This window comes from Limnobacter sp. 130, from assembly GCF_902506325.1.
GTDB lineage: Bacteria > Pseudomonadota > Gammaproteobacteria > Burkholderiales > Burkholderiaceae_B > Limnobacter.
In genome coordinates, this window is record NZ_LR732328.1 from 101059 (window position 1) to 115669 (window position 14611).

At 54.1% G+C, this 14611-nt stretch carries 13 protein-coding genes; 12 read left to right on the forward strand and 1 reads right to left on the reverse strand.

Annotated elements, in window-relative coordinates; genetic code table 11:
- Positions 1 to 20 precede the first annotated feature (20 nt).
- The 3 genes from senA (at position 21) to FRIGORI9N_RS00465 (ending at position 2878) form a co-directional block, all read left to right on the forward strand.
- On the forward strand, positions 21 to 1211 hold the full coding sequence (gene senA / locus FRIGORI9N_RS00455; RefSeq protein ID WP_236550765.1) for a selenoneine synthase SenA: 1191 nt from the start codon (positions 21 to 23) through the stop codon (positions 1209 to 1211).
- Positions 1212 to 1307: 96 nt separating this feature from the next.
- Positions 1308 to 2231 carry a ZIP family metal transporter gene (locus FRIGORI9N_RS00460; RefSeq protein WP_159567957.1) on the forward strand — a complete coding sequence of 308 codons (924 nt, stop codon included), beginning with the start codon at positions 1308 to 1310 and terminating at the stop codon, positions 2229 to 2231.
- 65 nt (positions 2232 to 2296) lie between these two features.
- A complete protein-coding gene (locus tag FRIGORI9N_RS00465; RefSeq protein ID WP_159567958.1) occupies positions 2297 to 2878 on the forward strand; it encodes an NUDIX domain-containing protein in 582 nt (193 codons plus the stop codon).
- A 16-nt stretch (positions 2879 to 2894) separates the two neighbouring features.
- On the opposite strand, the gene FRIGORI9N_RS00470 is transcribed toward FRIGORI9N_RS00465, so the two are convergent.
- A complete protein-coding gene (locus FRIGORI9N_RS00470) occupies positions 2895 to 3710 on the reverse strand; it encodes a class III extradiol ring-cleavage dioxygenase (protein WP_159567959.1) in 816 nt (271 codons plus the stop codon).
- 157 nt (positions 3711 to 3867) lie between these two features.
- On the opposite strand from FRIGORI9N_RS00470, the gene FRIGORI9N_RS00475 reads away from it, so the two are divergent.
- The 9 genes from FRIGORI9N_RS00475 to tssF all read left to right on the forward strand — a co-directional run bounded on the left by FRIGORI9N_RS00475 (position 3868) and on the right by tssF (position 14601).
- Positions 3868 to 6015, forward strand: coding sequence for an FAD-dependent oxidoreductase (locus FRIGORI9N_RS00475; protein ID WP_159567960.1), 2148 nt, complete (start codon positions 3868 to 3870; stop codon positions 6013 to 6015).
- A 625-nt stretch (positions 6016 to 6640) separates the two neighbouring features.
- Positions 6641 to 8002, forward strand: a complete 1362-nt coding sequence (gene gorA / locus FRIGORI9N_RS00480) for a glutathione-disulfide reductase (protein ID WP_159567961.1) — start codon at positions 6641 to 6643, stop codon at positions 8000 to 8002.
- Between the two features lie 84 nt (positions 8003 to 8086).
- Positions 8087 to 9178 (forward strand): ImpA family type VI secretion system protein, encoded by a 1092-nt coding sequence (locus FRIGORI9N_RS00485; RefSeq protein WP_159567962.1) that lies wholly within the window; start codon positions 8087 to 8089, stop codon positions 9176 to 9178.
- Between the two features lie 45 nt (positions 9179 to 9223).
- Complete coding sequence (tssB, locus tag FRIGORI9N_RS00490) at positions 9224 to 9712, forward strand: type VI secretion system contractile sheath small subunit (protein WP_159567963.1); 489 nt, start codon at positions 9224 to 9226, stop codon at positions 9710 to 9712.
- Positions 9713 to 9714: 2 nt separating this feature from the next.
- The gene (gene tssC, locus FRIGORI9N_RS00495) at positions 9715 to 11205 is read left to right on the forward strand and encodes a type VI secretion system contractile sheath large subunit (RefSeq protein WP_159567964.1); all 1491 of its coding nucleotides are present in this window, start codon (positions 9715 to 9717) and stop codon (positions 11203 to 11205) included.
- Positions 11206 to 11245: 40 nt separating this feature from the next.
- On the forward strand, positions 11246 to 11728 hold the full coding sequence (locus tag FRIGORI9N_RS00500; RefSeq protein WP_159567965.1) for a type VI secretion system tube protein Hcp: 483 nt from the start codon (positions 11246 to 11248) through the stop codon (positions 11726 to 11728).
- Between the two features lie 20 nt (positions 11729 to 11748).
- On the forward strand, positions 11749 to 12231 hold the full coding sequence (locus tag FRIGORI9N_RS00505) for a type VI secretion system tube protein Hcp (protein WP_159567966.1): 483 nt from the start codon (positions 11749 to 11751) through the stop codon (positions 12229 to 12231).
- A complete protein-coding gene (gene tssE / locus FRIGORI9N_RS00510; protein WP_201301380.1) occupies positions 12224 to 12727 on the forward strand; it encodes a type VI secretion system baseplate subunit TssE in 504 nt (167 codons plus the stop codon). Before FRIGORI9N_RS00505 ends, tssE begins: the two co-directional genes overlap by 8 nt.
- A gap of 20 nt (positions 12728 to 12747) precedes the next feature.
- Positions 12748 to 14601, forward strand: a complete 1854-nt coding sequence (tssF, locus tag FRIGORI9N_RS00515) for a type VI secretion system baseplate subunit TssF (RefSeq protein WP_159567967.1) — start codon at positions 12748 to 12750, stop codon at positions 14599 to 14601.
- The last annotated feature ends 10 nt before the right edge of the window (positions 14602 to 14611 follow it).

A 14611-nucleotide genomic window follows, 5' to 3' on the forward strand; every position in this document is an offset into this window, starting at 1 on the left:
CAATCAACGCAGTGCCCCTTGTGAACAGCCGCACCAATCCAGCCCAGTTGGCCCGAACAGCAAATGCCGCGTTTCTTCGCGATGCCTTGTTGCGCACGCGCGAACGCACCCTGGGTTTGCTTGAAGACTACGTGGCGGCACTGGGTTCTGACTGCAAAGTGCCCCGCCGCCCAGAATTGAACCCACCGCTTTGGGAGTTGTGCCACGTGGCCTGGTTTCAGGACTGGTGGCTGGCTCGCAACCCCGATTGGGCCTTGGGTGTGCAGTGCAATCCCGATGCACCCAAGCTGGATTCGCGCCTGTTCAATGCCGATGCGCGTCTGAATTCAAGCACCATTGCGCACGACACCCGCTGGGAAATTGGTTTGCCCGATCTGCAAGGCACACGCAACTACCTGGCGGCGTGTTTGAAAGACACCTTGGAATTGCTTGAGCAAGCCGACGCTTTGTGTGCGGCTAACCCCGGCAAAGCCGATCAGTACCTGTATTTTTTCCGCCTGTGTGTGTTGCATGAACAAATGCACAACGAAGCAGCAGTTTTCATGGCCAAGTTGCTGAACATCCCGCTGCGCCAGAACAACGCGTGCCGCCCCGGTGTGCAGCAATGCGGCGAATCGGGTCAACTGAATTTGCCTGCAAGCCAGTGGACCCTTGGCTGGCAAGGTGGGGGTTTTGCATTCGACAATGAGGTGCCAGCCTGTGTCGTTCAGTTGCAAGCGTTCACCATCGATTCCCGCCCGGTCAGCTGGGCGCAGTACCTGGCATTTGTTGAAGCAGAAAACTACCCGGTGCCAGCCTTTGTTGCACTTGAAAAAGGTGGCTGGGTCGACCTTGGCTATGGTCGGCAAACGCCGTTAAACCTGAATGCGCCAGCCGAGAACATCAGTTGGCTGGATGCCCAGGCCTACTGCCAATGGGCAGGCCGCAGGTTGCCCACGGAAGCTGAATGGGAATACGCGGCGCACACCCAACCCAATTTGCAATGGGGGCAGGTGTGGGAATGGACTTCCTGCACGTTTTTGCCATTCGACGGGTTTGAAATGCATCCCTATGTTGACTACTCCAAGCCCTGGTTTCACGACCGAAAGGTCTTGAAAGGTGCCAGCTGGGCCACTTCGGCTGAAATGGTTCACCCCAAATACCGCAATTACTTTCAACCCGATCGCCAAGACGTGCTGTCTGGCTTTCGCACCTGCGCCACTAATCGGTAAATCCGATCAACTTCAAAGAAATTATCCGTTAGACGAATAAAACCCTGTCGGGCAAACTCAATGTGTATTCAAGCCTTTGAAGCACAGGAGCCCGCCATGAGTTTTCATCAAATGACCAAAATTGTGGGTCTGAACATCGCCGATCAACAGCAACTCGACGTTTTTCGCGCAGTGCGCGGTGCGGTCGGCCTTTTGATCGCAGCTTTGGGCTTGTACATCACGCTTACCCAGGGTGCCCCGGCTGTGTGGGCGGCCATCCAATACATTGCGGCCAGCCCCGCCAAGTTACAGGCAGTTGAATTGTCGACCATTGCTGGTGCAGCCACTGGCTTGGGCGGTATGGCCTTGTTGGTCATGAAAAAAATTGATGATAAAGGCTTGGGCCTGTTTATTGCGATCGCAGGTGGCATGATGGCCGCCGCCGCAGTCATGTCTCTGTTTATTCCGGCCATTCAAACCGAAGGTGCCCTGATGGTTGTGCTGGTGGCCACTGCCGCAGGCTACGGGGTTATGACGGTGCTGGATCAAACCTTGCCACATGAACACCCCGTGGCGGGGCCTGAAATGGCGGGCCGCGAACGCCTGCGCATGGCCATGTTGATGACCATTGCCATTGCTTTGCACAATGTGCCTGAAGGGTTCGCAGTGGGCGCCAGTGCGGGCAACTTGAATGGTGCCTCGGGCACCGCATTCTCAATTGGTTTACAGAACATTCCTGAAGGTTTGATTGTGGCCACTGCCTTGTGGAGCATCGGTGTGCACAAAGCGCTTGCCGCCCTTGCAGCACTGGCCACTGGTTTGGTCGAGCCAATCGGCGCTGGCTTGGGTGTAATTACCGCCGATTCCTGGGCATTGGGAACCCCCGCTTCCATGGCTTTTGCAGCGGGTGCTATGGCCTTTGTGGTGTGCAATGAAATGATTCCGGAGAGCATCAAAATGACTGGAAAACTTAAAACCATTTATGCGGCAGGTGTATCAACTGTGCTGACTGCAATCGCATTGGGCTGGATGGGTGCCTGACCGCGCAAGGTGTCATCCAGGCAAGCGATAATGAGGCCTTAATATTCATCAAGACCACCTCAACAATGCGTTTGCTTTTCGTTTTGCCTGCACTGTTTGTAATTGCTGCGTGTTCCCCTGCCAATGCGCCGCCAGCCGGCTTGATCGCCTACAGTTGTGTGGCAGGCGAGGCGCTGCATTTGATGGCGTTTGATCCGCACCCGGCGCGCCGCAGTTGGGCCACATTGGGTGGCAGCGCCCAGCAGGGAGAAACGCCTGCGCAAACGGCCCTGCGTGAATTCACCGAAGAATCCAATTGCGCATATACGGGTACCGAGATAGACATCGATCAGCTCAAAGGCCCTTCAATTTCACCCGGCGTGCCGTTTCACCTATATGCCGCGCAAGTGCAGTTCAAATCAGTCGACGAAATTGCCCAAACCCGCCAGTGCGTCGACATTGAACGAAGTCAGTGGGTGTGGGTGCGGCACTTTGATTTGATTCGCGCACTGAACCAGACCGCAGAAGGCACGTTGACTGTGCCCACCGTGCAGGGTGAGCCTGCACAGGTGCCGCTGTGGGATCGCGGTGTGGAGTCACTGAAAAAAGCGCTTCAAGATGGCGTGCTGCCTGAAACCATCAATTGCAGTGTCACGCAGCTTTCCTAAAAACAAGCCAAGTCAATTATCCGGTGAACGCAAAGCTTTGCATCGACAAGGCTTTGTAACGCACGTCCTCGGGCAACACATCCACCTTGAAGTTCTTGGGTGCGGCACCCATGGCAAATGGAAGCGGCAGGTAATGGTCATCGTCTGGGTGGGCACGTGCAAAATGCGGGGCATCAAATTCTGCGCGTGCAATGGCCTTGCCGTCGCCTGCTTGAAGGCGTCCCTGAATCCAGGCATTGAACTCGCTCACATAGGCCAGGTTTAGCGACTGCGTAGCATCGCCCACTTTGGCGGCGTGTATGTCCATGTCGTCAAAGTTGTGGGTCAGGCTGCCACTGCCCACCACCACGGCATTGTGTTCGCGCGCAAACTCGCCCACCACAGCACCTACATTCAAGGCAGTTTCGCCGGTCCAGTCCACTGGCATGCTCAGTTGAATCATGGGTGGACCACCGTTTGGAAACAAGTGTATGTAAGGCACCCAGGCACCGTGATCAAAACCCTGTTGGGGGCGTAGTTCTGTCACCAGATTTTTTTCTGTCAACGTGGTGGCCAACATCGCGGCCACTTCAGGTGCGCCACAAATTTCAGGTTTCAGTTCATACAACGCTTTGGGAAAACCGTAAAAGTCGTGAACAATCACCGGCGCCTCGTGGCTGGTCACTGCCAGTTTGGCATTTCGCCAATGTGGGCTAAGCACAATCAGCGCACGGGTGCCCTGGGCAATCAGTTGCTGGCCCAATGCTTCAAGTGCTTGCCCAGGCAAGCCCGGTTCCAGTGCGTAATTGGGGGCACCGTGACTAATAAAAATTGAATGTATGGTTTGGCTCATGGTCAAAATGTGTCTGTCATGCAATTGCCCTAGATTAACGCGACTATCTTTCAATATCGAGGTAACTTTTTTGTACGACTCGCCGAAACTATCTGTACAAGTTGCCCAGACCATGCATGATTGGCAACACACTGCGTAGAAAAACCAAGGAATTGAAATGAAAAAAATTGTTCTGCTGCTAATCGTTGCAGCTGTCGTGGCCGTGTTTGCTTTCGACTTGCACAGCCTCTTAACCCTCGACAGCCTGAAAGGTCGCCTGGAACAGTTCCGCGAATTTCAGACCGAATCGCCCTGGCTGGTTGCAGGCGTGTTTTTCGCAGCGTATGTCATTGTTACCGCCTTTTCAATTCCCGGTGCTGCGGTCATGACATTGGCGGCAGGCGCTTTGTTTGGTTTGCTGCAGGGTTTGATACTGGTTTCTTTCGCCTCCACCATTGGTGCAACGCTGGCCTTCGTCGGTGCGCGTTACCTGCTGCGTGATTCAGTGCAGGCCAAGTTTGGCAACCGCCTGAAAGCGATTAATCAGGGCGTTGAGCGAGAAGGCGCGTTTTATCTTTTCACCTTGCGCCTGGTGCCCGTGTTCCCGTTTTTCCTGATCAATTTGCTCATGGGGCTGACCAGCATGAAGGCCTTCACCTTCTTCTGGGTCAGCCAGCTTGGCATGTTGGCTGGTACCGTGGTGTACGTAAATGCAGGCACTGAGCTTGCAAAAATTGACAGCCTCGCAGGCATTCTTTCGCCGGGCCTCATTCTTTCATTCGTGTTGTTGGGCATATTCCCGCTAATCGCGAAAAAGATCACCGACAAAATCAAGGCCCGCAAGGTGTACGCCAAGTGGACAAAGCCTGCCAGGTTCGACCGCAACATGGTGGTGATTGGTGCAGGTGCTGCTGGCTTGGTCAGCTCGTATATTGCCGCCGCAGTGAAGGCCAAAGTCACGCTGGTAGAGGCCCACAAAATGGGCGGCGACTGCCTGAACTTTGGTTGCGTGCCTTCCAAAGCCATTATTAAAAGTGCCAAACTGGCTCACCAAATGCGCCATGCCGACAAATACGGTTTGCATGCAGCAACGCCCAGCTTCAGCTTCAAGGCGGTTATGGCTCGCGTGCACGACATTATCAAAGCCATTGAACCGCACGACAGCGTTGAACGCTACACCGGCTTGGGCGTGGATGTGGTGCAAGGCTATGCAACACTGATTGATCCCTGGACCGTAGAAATCAAACACAACAGCGGTGAGACCAGCCGTTTGACCGCCCGCAGCATTGTGATTGCCGCAGGCGCCCAGCCCGTGGTGCCACCTTTGCCCGGAATTGAAACCAGCGGTTACCTGACCAGCGACACCTTGTGGGACGAATTCGCCAAACGCGATGAACTACCCAAGCGCTTGGTGGTACTGGGCGGTGGCCCAATTGGCAGCGAACTGGCCCAGGCTTTTGCCCGCTTGGGCTCGCAGGTTACCCAGGTTGAACTGGCTGATCGAATCATGATGCGCGAAGACCCTGAAATTTCTGAAATGGCCGCAAACAGCATGCGTGCCGACGGTGTAAACATTCTGACCCAACACAAAGCGGTTCGATTCGAGCGTCGTGGCGAGCAAAAAGTATTGGTGACTGAACACAACGGCAACACCGTTGAAATCGAGTTTGATGATGTGATTTGTGCCGTGGGCCGCAAAGCGCGCCTGACTGGCTATGGCCTTGAAAAACTGGGCATTGAAACCAACCGCACTGTGGTCACCAACGAATACCTTGAAACTTTGTACCCGAATATTTTCGCGGCAGGCGATGTGGCGGGTCCTTACCAGTTCACGCATGTGGCTGCGCACCAAGCCTGGTACGCATCAGTGAATGCCTTGTTTGGTCACCTTAAAAAATTCAAGGCCGATTACTCGGTGATTCCATGGACCACTTTTACTGATCCTGAAGTAGCTCGTGTGGGTTTGAATGAACAGGATGCCAAAGAGCAGGGCGTTGCTTTTGAGGTGACACGTTATGGCATTGATGATCTCGACCGCGCCATTGCCGACAGCGAAGCGCACGGCGTGGTGAAGGTACTGACCGTGCCTGGCAAAGACAAAATTCTGGGCGTGACCATTGCAGGTGTACATGCTGGCGATTTGCTCGCCGAGTTTGTGCTGGCCATGAAACATGGTTTGGGCTTGAACAAAATTCTGGGCACCATACACACCTACCCCACACTGGCGGAAGCCAACAAGTACGCGGCCGGCGAGTGGAAGCGTGCGCATGCACCGGAGAAAGTGCTGCTGTGGCTGGGTAAGTACCATGCGTGGCGGTTGGGCTAATTTAAGCTTACTCAGCGGCTGGTTTGTTTGGCTCAATCAGCTTAAGTTTCGAAAATGCGCTGCTCTTTAACAGCCCACTCGGCGCGTATTTCAATCTCTCGCCTGAAAACCTGTAACTCCCTTGCTGAGCCTTTCGATGCCTGAGAACGACCCTCCTAAAAAGCGGGTCGGACGCGTTCTCTGTCGCCCATGCCGGGCGACACCGGCCCTGCTCGGCACCGCAAGGGCAGGTTTTCTTGAAGGCGAGGCGATCGAAACACCGCCGCCGATTGGGCGTTGAACCCAGCGGTGACTTAGCGCTGAACTTGCAAGTGGTCGCGCACGGGGGGTTTAAGCCAACTCGGCAGTGGGATTGCTTGGGACGCACTTCAAGAAAACCGCCCCGTTTGAGTTTAGTCGCAGCGTTCGGCTTCAAGCCGACACCGAGACTCGGCCCGCCCTTTTGCCGAGCTCGGTGAGCAAGAATAAATTCAAAGAGGGATCAAGCGGTTTTCAGTGCGGCACGAGTAACCCACGCCGAGTAGGCAAATAACCGCAACAGTGACCCTTCAAGTTTAGCTCTTAAGTCCTCGGCAACTTCCTCGCGGTACAATAAACCTCCAACGCAGCACCCAAGGAGAGTTCAATGAGTACACCCAACACACCTTACGATCTTGTCGTCATCGGCGGTGGTTCAGGCGGAGTCGCCAGCGCCCGCCGTGCCGCCAGTTATGGTGCCAAAGTGGCGCTCATTGAATCCAGCCGCCTGGGTGGTACGTGTGTCATTCGTGGTTGTGTGCCTAAAAAACTCATGATGTATGCCGCGCAATTTGGACAAACCCTGCGCGAAGGTTTGCAGCCGGGTTGGCAAGTCACCCAAGCCGAATTTTCCATGGCCCAGTGGCAAGAAGCCAAGGGCAAGGAAATTGACCGGCTTGAGGGCATTTATGCCCGCATGCTTGAAAACAGTGGTGTGGAAACCATTCGCGGACACGGTGTCATCAAGTCCACCACCGAAGTACAGGTGGGCGACCGAACTTTGAACACGCAACGTATTTTGATTGCCAGTGGCGCAGCACCCAACCGCAGCGCTTTTCCGGGTCTTGAACTGGCGGCAACCTCCAACGAATTGCTGGATCTTTCAACCTTACCCAAACGCGTCGGCGTAATTGGTGCGGGTTATATTGCGCTCGAATTCGCCTGTATCTTGCGTGGTCTCGGTTCTGAAGTGTCCGTGTTTTATCGCGGCGATTTGCCCTTGCGTGGGTTCGATGAAGGCATTCGCAGTCGTTTGGTCACAGCGATGAAACTGCAGGGCATTGCGCTTTATCCCGACACCGATTTCAAATCATTGAATCAACAAGGCAGCACCTTCGAACTTCAAACTGCGGCAAATACCCATGCGTTTGATTTCGTTTTGAACGCCACTGGCCGCAGCCCCAACACACAAGGTATGGGGCTTGAGAATATTGGCCTGCGCACCGGCCCTGCCAGTGAAATCGAAGTCAACAAGTACAGTCAAACCGGTATCAAGGGTGTGTATGCGGTGGGCGATGTCACCAACCGCGTTAACCTTACACCGGTCGCAATTGCTGAGGGGCGCGCCTTGGCAGAAAATGAATTCAACGGGAAAAATCTCACTGTTGACCACACCAGTGTGCCCACAGCCACCTTCACCTCGCCACCCATTGGCAGCGTGGGTTTAACCGAAGAACAGGCCGCCAAGCGAGCACCAACCCGCGTGTATGAAACTGAATTCACGCCCATGAAAACCAAGTTCTCGGGCGGCGAACAGAAAACCTACATGAAGCTGCTTGTTGACGATGCAAGCGATCGTGTGGTCGGCATTCACATGCTGGGCGATGACTCGCCCGAGATGATTCAACTGCTCGGTGTGCTTTACACCATGGGTGCCACCAAAGCCGATTTTGATCGGACCATCGCAGTTCATCCCAGTTCTGCCGAAGAATGGGTGTTGCTGCGCGAGCTAAGTCGCAAGGTGGGTTAACACCCATCCCTCTCTAACCCGATGTGGTGATTGCTGTCAGGTTAGACCAATCGCCAACTTCAACTTCCGTTGCTAGAGTCCCGCATGGTTTTACCATTAGGGCCTCAGCGCAACGTGTCAGCTTTACATTTCTCATCACTCTCGACAGCATCCACCGAACCAGAAGCGTTGCAGCTGCCGTCGTGGGCCTCACCTTTTTCACAAGGCGATTGCGGCCCCAATCTTGAATACGACAATGCTTTTCTTGAACTGCAACAAGTGGCTCGTGGCAAGCCTGAAACCCAATTTGAACCTGCCACGCCACCTGACTGGAGCGCCGTAGAAAGCGGCACACAACAATTGCTCGAACGCAGTCGAGATCTGCGTTTGGTGGTGTTGTGGGCAGAGTCGCGCTTGAACCTCCACGGTTTGCAAACTTTGCCTGTCGGTTTAAATGCACTGGCCCACCTGCTCGACAGCGCATGGCTTGCAGTCAACCCGCCGCTTGAGGAAGGTGACCCCTATGCACGAATCAATGTCATCGAGAGCTTGGGGTTTGGCGGTTCATTCTTTCAATCGTTGCGCAACAGCGTGGTGGTGCGAAATCCGCGAATCGGCGATGTTCGCCTGAAAGATTTCGAAGCGCTGACAGGCAACTCACCGGGTACTGAGGTGCCTGTCTCGCGAGAACAAATCGAGCAATTTTTTCGTTCACCGGAAAGTAATTCAGAGGTGCTGCGTGCCGTGTTGCTTGGCAGCCAGGCCGCCTTGAAAAAAATTCTGGCTGCTTTGGCTTTGTATGTGGATTCCGACCGCTTGCCTCAACTTCAAGAGTTCAAGCGCCTGCTGACCCATGTGTTGTCCTGCCTGCCTGACCCTGCGCCTGAGCCTGAAATGGAACAAAACTCCGAGCCCACACCACTCAGTGCTTTGTGCGAGTCAAGTGAGCCGGGTCGCCAGGTGGCGCAGGCGGGTATTCAATCCCGTGCGCAGGCTTTGGCAGCCATTGATCAGGTGTGTACTTACCTTGAGCAGGCCGAGCCCACCAACCCGGCACAGCTCCTTTTAAAAAGGGCGCGCCGCCTGATCGATAAAAACTTCATGCAGTTGATGAAAGACCTTGCACCGGAAGCCCTGGCCGAGGTGGCAAAAATCATGGGAGTCAATCCCGATTCTCTCGAGCAGGAAGATGCTTAAAGTCGCCCTGCATTTAACCATTCTTCTTACTTGCGAGATAAACCAATGAGCGGACAAAAATTTGTAGGGCGCAATCGTGCACCCCGCGTGCAAATCGAATATGACGTTGAAGTGTACGGTTCACAAAAAAAAGTCCAGTTGCCCTTTGTCATGGGGGTCATGTCCGACCTGTCCGGCAAATCCGAAGTGCCACTGGCGCCTGTCGCCGAGCGCGACTTCCTCGAAGTGGACGTGGACAACTTCGATGCCCGCATGAAAAGCATCAAGCCGCGCGTCGCCTTTCACGCGGCCAACCACTTAACCGGTGAAGGCAATGTGGCAGTCGACATCACATTCGAGTCCATGGACGACTTCAGTCCAGCTGCCATTGCCCGCAAGGTAGAGCCCCTTCGCAAATTGCTCGAGGCGCGTCAGCAACTGTCCAATCTCCTGACCTACATGGACGGCAAAAACGGCGCTGAAGAACTGTTGGCCAAGCTGCTTGCTGACCCGGCCTTGCTGAAAAGCCTGTCAACCCCTACCCAAGGTGAGTAATCATGTCTGAACAATTGCAAAACCGTGCGCTCGATGTGATCGAACTCGAGGGCAGCGAACTCTCGTTTCTCCTGCAAAAGGAATTCAAACCGAAAACCGACGAAGCCAAGTCAGAAGTGGAGTCAGCGGTACTTACCCTGGCGCAGCAAGCGATCGAGGGCGTCGAGTTGGTGGGCAACGATGTGGTCGACTCCATCGAACGAATGATTGCCGCCATTGATCAAAAGCTCTCCGTTCAAATCAATGAAATCATTCATCACGCAGACTTTCAGCAAATGGAAAGTGCCTGGCGTGGCCTGAATTACCTGGTTAACAACACCGAAACCGACGAGTTTCTGAAAATCCGTTTCATGAACGTGTCTAAAACCGAGTTGGCCAAAACCTTGAAACGTTACAAGGGGGTGGCTTGGGATCAAAGTCCGGTGTTCAAGAAAATCTACGAACATGAATACGGTCAGTTTGGCGGCGAGCCTTACGGTTGCCTGATTGGCGACTACTACTTTGACCATTCGCCACCCGATGTTGAAATGTTGGGCGAGTTGTCAAAAATCAGCGCGTCCGCACACGCACCCTTTTTGTCTGCGGTATCGCCTGCCACTTTGCAAATGGACTCCTGGCAAGAACTGGCCAACCCGCGCGACCTCACCAAGATTTTCTCAACGCCCGACTACGCAGCATGGCGCAGCCTGCGCGATGCCGACGATTCAAAATACCTGGGCCTTAGCATGCCACGCTTTTTGGCCCGTCAACCCTACGGTGCAAAAACCAATCCGGTTGACGAATTCGCTTTCGAGGAAGACACCGGCCTGGCCGATCACAGCCGCTACACCTGGGCGAACTCTGCCTATGCAATGGCAGTGAACATCAACCGTTCATTCAAGGAATATGGCTGGTGCTCTCGTATTCGTGGCATTGAATCGGGCGGCGCAGTGCCCAATCTACCAACACACACATTCCCCACTGACGATGGCGGTGTGGACATGAAGTGTCCAACTGAAATTGCAATCTCGGACCGCCGCGAAGCCGAACTCAGCAAAAGCGGTTTCTTGCCCCTGATTCACAAAAAGAACAGCGATTTGGCCGCCTTTATTGGTGCGCAGTCTTTGCACAAACCAGCCGAGTACGAAGACCCGGACGCAACAGCCAATGCCAAGCTGGCTGCGCGCCTGCCCTACCTGTTTGCCACCTGTCGCTTCGCGCACTACCTGAAATGCATCGTGCGCGACAAGGTGGGCTCGTTCAAGGAACGTGCAGACATGCAGCGCTGGTTGCAAGACTGGATCATGCAGTACGTCGATGGCGATCCCGCCAATTCGTCCGAGGCGGTCAAAGCGTCTCGCCCGCTTGCTGCAGCCGAAGTGGTTGTTGAAGAAATCGAAGGCAACCCCGGCATGTATGCCTCCCGATTCTATTTGCGCCCGCACTACCAGCTAGAGGGCCTCACCGTGTCTTTGCGTTTGGTCAGCAAGTTGCCATCCGCCAAAGCGTCTTAAAAACTTGAATTATTAATCAACCAATTACAGAGGGAATCAAATGTCAGTAGACATGTTTTTGAAAATCAAGGGTGTAGATGGCGAATCCGTAGACAGCGTGCACGCCAAGGAAATTGACATTGCTGCCTGGAGCTGGGGCATGTCCCAATCAGGTACAACGCATGTGGGTCGTGGCGGTGGCGCGGGCAAAGTTAGCGTACAAGACATCAGCATCACCAAGTACATCGACAAGTCCACGCCAAACCTGATCAAGGCATGTTGCAATGGCAAGCACTTTGACGAAGCGGTGTTGACTGTGCGCAAGGCGGGTGAAAAGCCATTGGAATATGTGGTCTTGACTATGAAAGACGTCATTATCTCCAACGTCAGTCAAGGTGGCTCTGGCGGAGAAGACCGTTTGACAGAAACCGTGACCCTGAACTTTGCCGAGTTCAGTTACGTGTATGTGCCCCAGAAAAAAGACGGTGGCCCAGAAGGCAAGGTTGAAGCCACATTCAATATCGCAACCAACTCCGAGAAGTAATCGGAAAGCCAGGAAACACAATGTCGAAAGTCGATATGTTCCTGGCCCTGGACGGTTCCCGCCAAGGGGCTGTCCAGGGGGAAAGCCAGGTCAGTGGTCATGTGGGTGAAATAGAAATTTCAGCTTGGTCTTGGGGCATGTCCCAACAAGTCCATTCGTCGTCGCAACTGGCATCCAAAGCCTCGGTGCGAACATTGAACATACAAAAGTCGATTGACAGTTCCACCACGGCAATCATGAGCGCTTTGAAGTCCGCAGAATTGCTAAGCAAAGTGGTGCTCACTTGTCGCGACCCCGGTGGTCTTGCAACCATTGACTACTTGCGCATTACCTTGCGCAAAGCACGTATTTGCGACTATGAAATTGCAGGCAGTGCAAGCGATGGTCGCCAGGTCAGCGAATCATTCTCGATCGCCTTCAAGGAAATCGAGGTGTTGTACACCCCCAAGTCCGCAGCCAATTTAAAAGCAGGTGCCTGCACTTACATTGACGTGTATGAGTAAGTCCCGAGACGCATTGCAGCCCGCTTTGCTGGATCGTCTTCAGGACGATGAACCCACAAGTGAAACGGAGTCCGCCAACAGTCGATTCATTACCAAAGAAGCACTGCGCCAGCTTGTGCTGCGCGATCTTGAGCAGTTATTGAATGCCACTCGTGTACTCGACAGTGAAAGCCTTGCACACCATTCGCGATTGAATGAATCGGTGCTGGCCTATGGCATGCCCCCGGTTGCCGGGAAAATCGCGTCCATGATCGACGTGAGAGATTTCGAACACACCGTGGCCAATCTCATCCGGCGATTCGAACCTCGAATTGACGGTCATTCATTAAAAGTCACCGCAGAAACCCAACAAGGTTTAATGCATTTGCACAACGTCATTGGTTTGCGAATTTCAGGTTTGTTGTGGGCTCAGCCTTATCCCATTGAGTTAATGCTTCGCACCGAGGTTGACCTTGAAACGGGCAAGGTTTTGTTATTGCCGCTGTCCGGTTTTTGAACAGCGAGTATCAACGCACTATGGACCCGCGCTTACTTCAGTTTTATACCCAGGAACTTGCCCATGTGCGCGACACAGGGGCTGAGTTTGCTGCGCGCTTTCCAAAAATCGCCTCGCGCCTTGCGATGGATTCGACCGAGGTTCAAGACCCGTATGTAGAAAGGCTGCTTGAGGGGTTTGCATTCCTGACCGCCCGAGTGCAACTTCGGTTGAACGAAGAATTCCCGCGCTTCACCGAGCAATTGTTAAACCGCATCAGCCCCAATTTTCTCGCGCCGGTGCCTGCCATGGGTGTGGTTCAGCTCACACCAAACCACGGTGATATTGCCTTGAAGAAAGGCATTGAACTTAAAGCGGGTACGGTGTTGCAAAGCCAGGTGGCCAAAGGCATTCAAACACCCTGCAAATTCAGGGTTGGCCATACGGTCACCTTGTGGCCTTTGGTGGTCAAGGCAATTGAACATGGCCCTTTGAAAGGGCCCGCGCCGAAAATGGCAGGCGGCGTGCATACACGGTCGGCATTACAGGTCACCCTGACGCATTGCACACAATCCGCACTTTCCGGTTTGCCTTTGGACGAACTCGACTTTCATGTCAGTTGTGGCGATGAATATGCGTACACCTTGTTTGAAAGGCTGTGCTATCAAACCGTGTCGGTTGGTCTACGCACGCCTGCGCAAAGTAATTGGCAGTGGCTGCCTGCCACCTGTATCAAAGCAATGGGCTTTGATGAGTCTCAAGCCTTGTTGCCTGCAGATTCAAACCAGTTCAGCGGCATGCGTTTGCTGCAGGAGTTTTTTGCTTTTCCAGCCCGTTTCCTGTTTTTTCGGGTTCAGGGTTTAAGCCGTTTTTTGGCCACGTGCGAACAGTCAACCTTCGAGCTGACCTTTTGCTTTAACAATGTGAATACCGAGCTTGACCGGGCAGTCGATGTCGATTCACTGGTCTTGAACTGCACGCCTGTGGTCAATCTGTTCGAGCAAAGTTGTGACAGGGTGCTGCTCGACGAACGTGTGCATGAAGTGCATGTACAGCCCAATCGAAGCAAGCCTCACGACTTTGAAGTGCACTCGGTATTGAGTGTGCAAGGGTACGGACACAACAAGGTGCAGGAAGTGCCGCCCCTACACGCCAATTTGAGCAGTGCCGCGCTTGCTCACCGCGATTCACCCCGATATATGCATCGGCGTGCGCCCACCCTGCTGTCTGAGAAACAGGTACGGGAGGGCGGTCGTTCCTCTTACTCAGGCAGCGATGTGTACCTGGGCCTCACCTTGCCCACCGGAGAACTGGTCCAAACACATGGCCTTGACCAACTCGCCGTACAGGCTTTGTGCACCAATCGTGATTTGCCATTGTTGATGCCGGTTGGGCAAGGTCCCACTGATCTGGTTTGGCCTGGAAATTTGCCGGTACAGTCCATTCGATTTTTACGTGGCCCCAGTCGACCGAAAACAGCCATGTACGGCGGGCAAAGTTGCTGGCAATTAATTGAGCACCTGTCTTTGAATTACCTTGGCCTGGTTGATCAGGAAGCACTGGCGTTGACCCAGTTGCTGGCCTTGCATGCAGACCCGGCGCAGCAAGCTCACCAGCACATCGCCCGCGCCATTGTGGCGGTTGAATCGCAGCCAACGGTATCGCGTGTTGTCCGTCAGGGAAGGCCGGCAGTGGTGCGTGGCCTGCAAGTCACGTTGACACTCGATGAACTCGCCCTACAGGGCAGTGGGGTCTTGGTATTGGGCAGCGTGCTGGCCTTCTACCTTGCAGCCCATGTGTCGGTGAACTCATTTGTACAAACCCGGGTGCGTTTGCAAAGCACAGGGGCAATGTTTGATTTTCCGGCCAGGTCGGGCAACCGGCCCTTGCTGTAGTCTGGCTTCA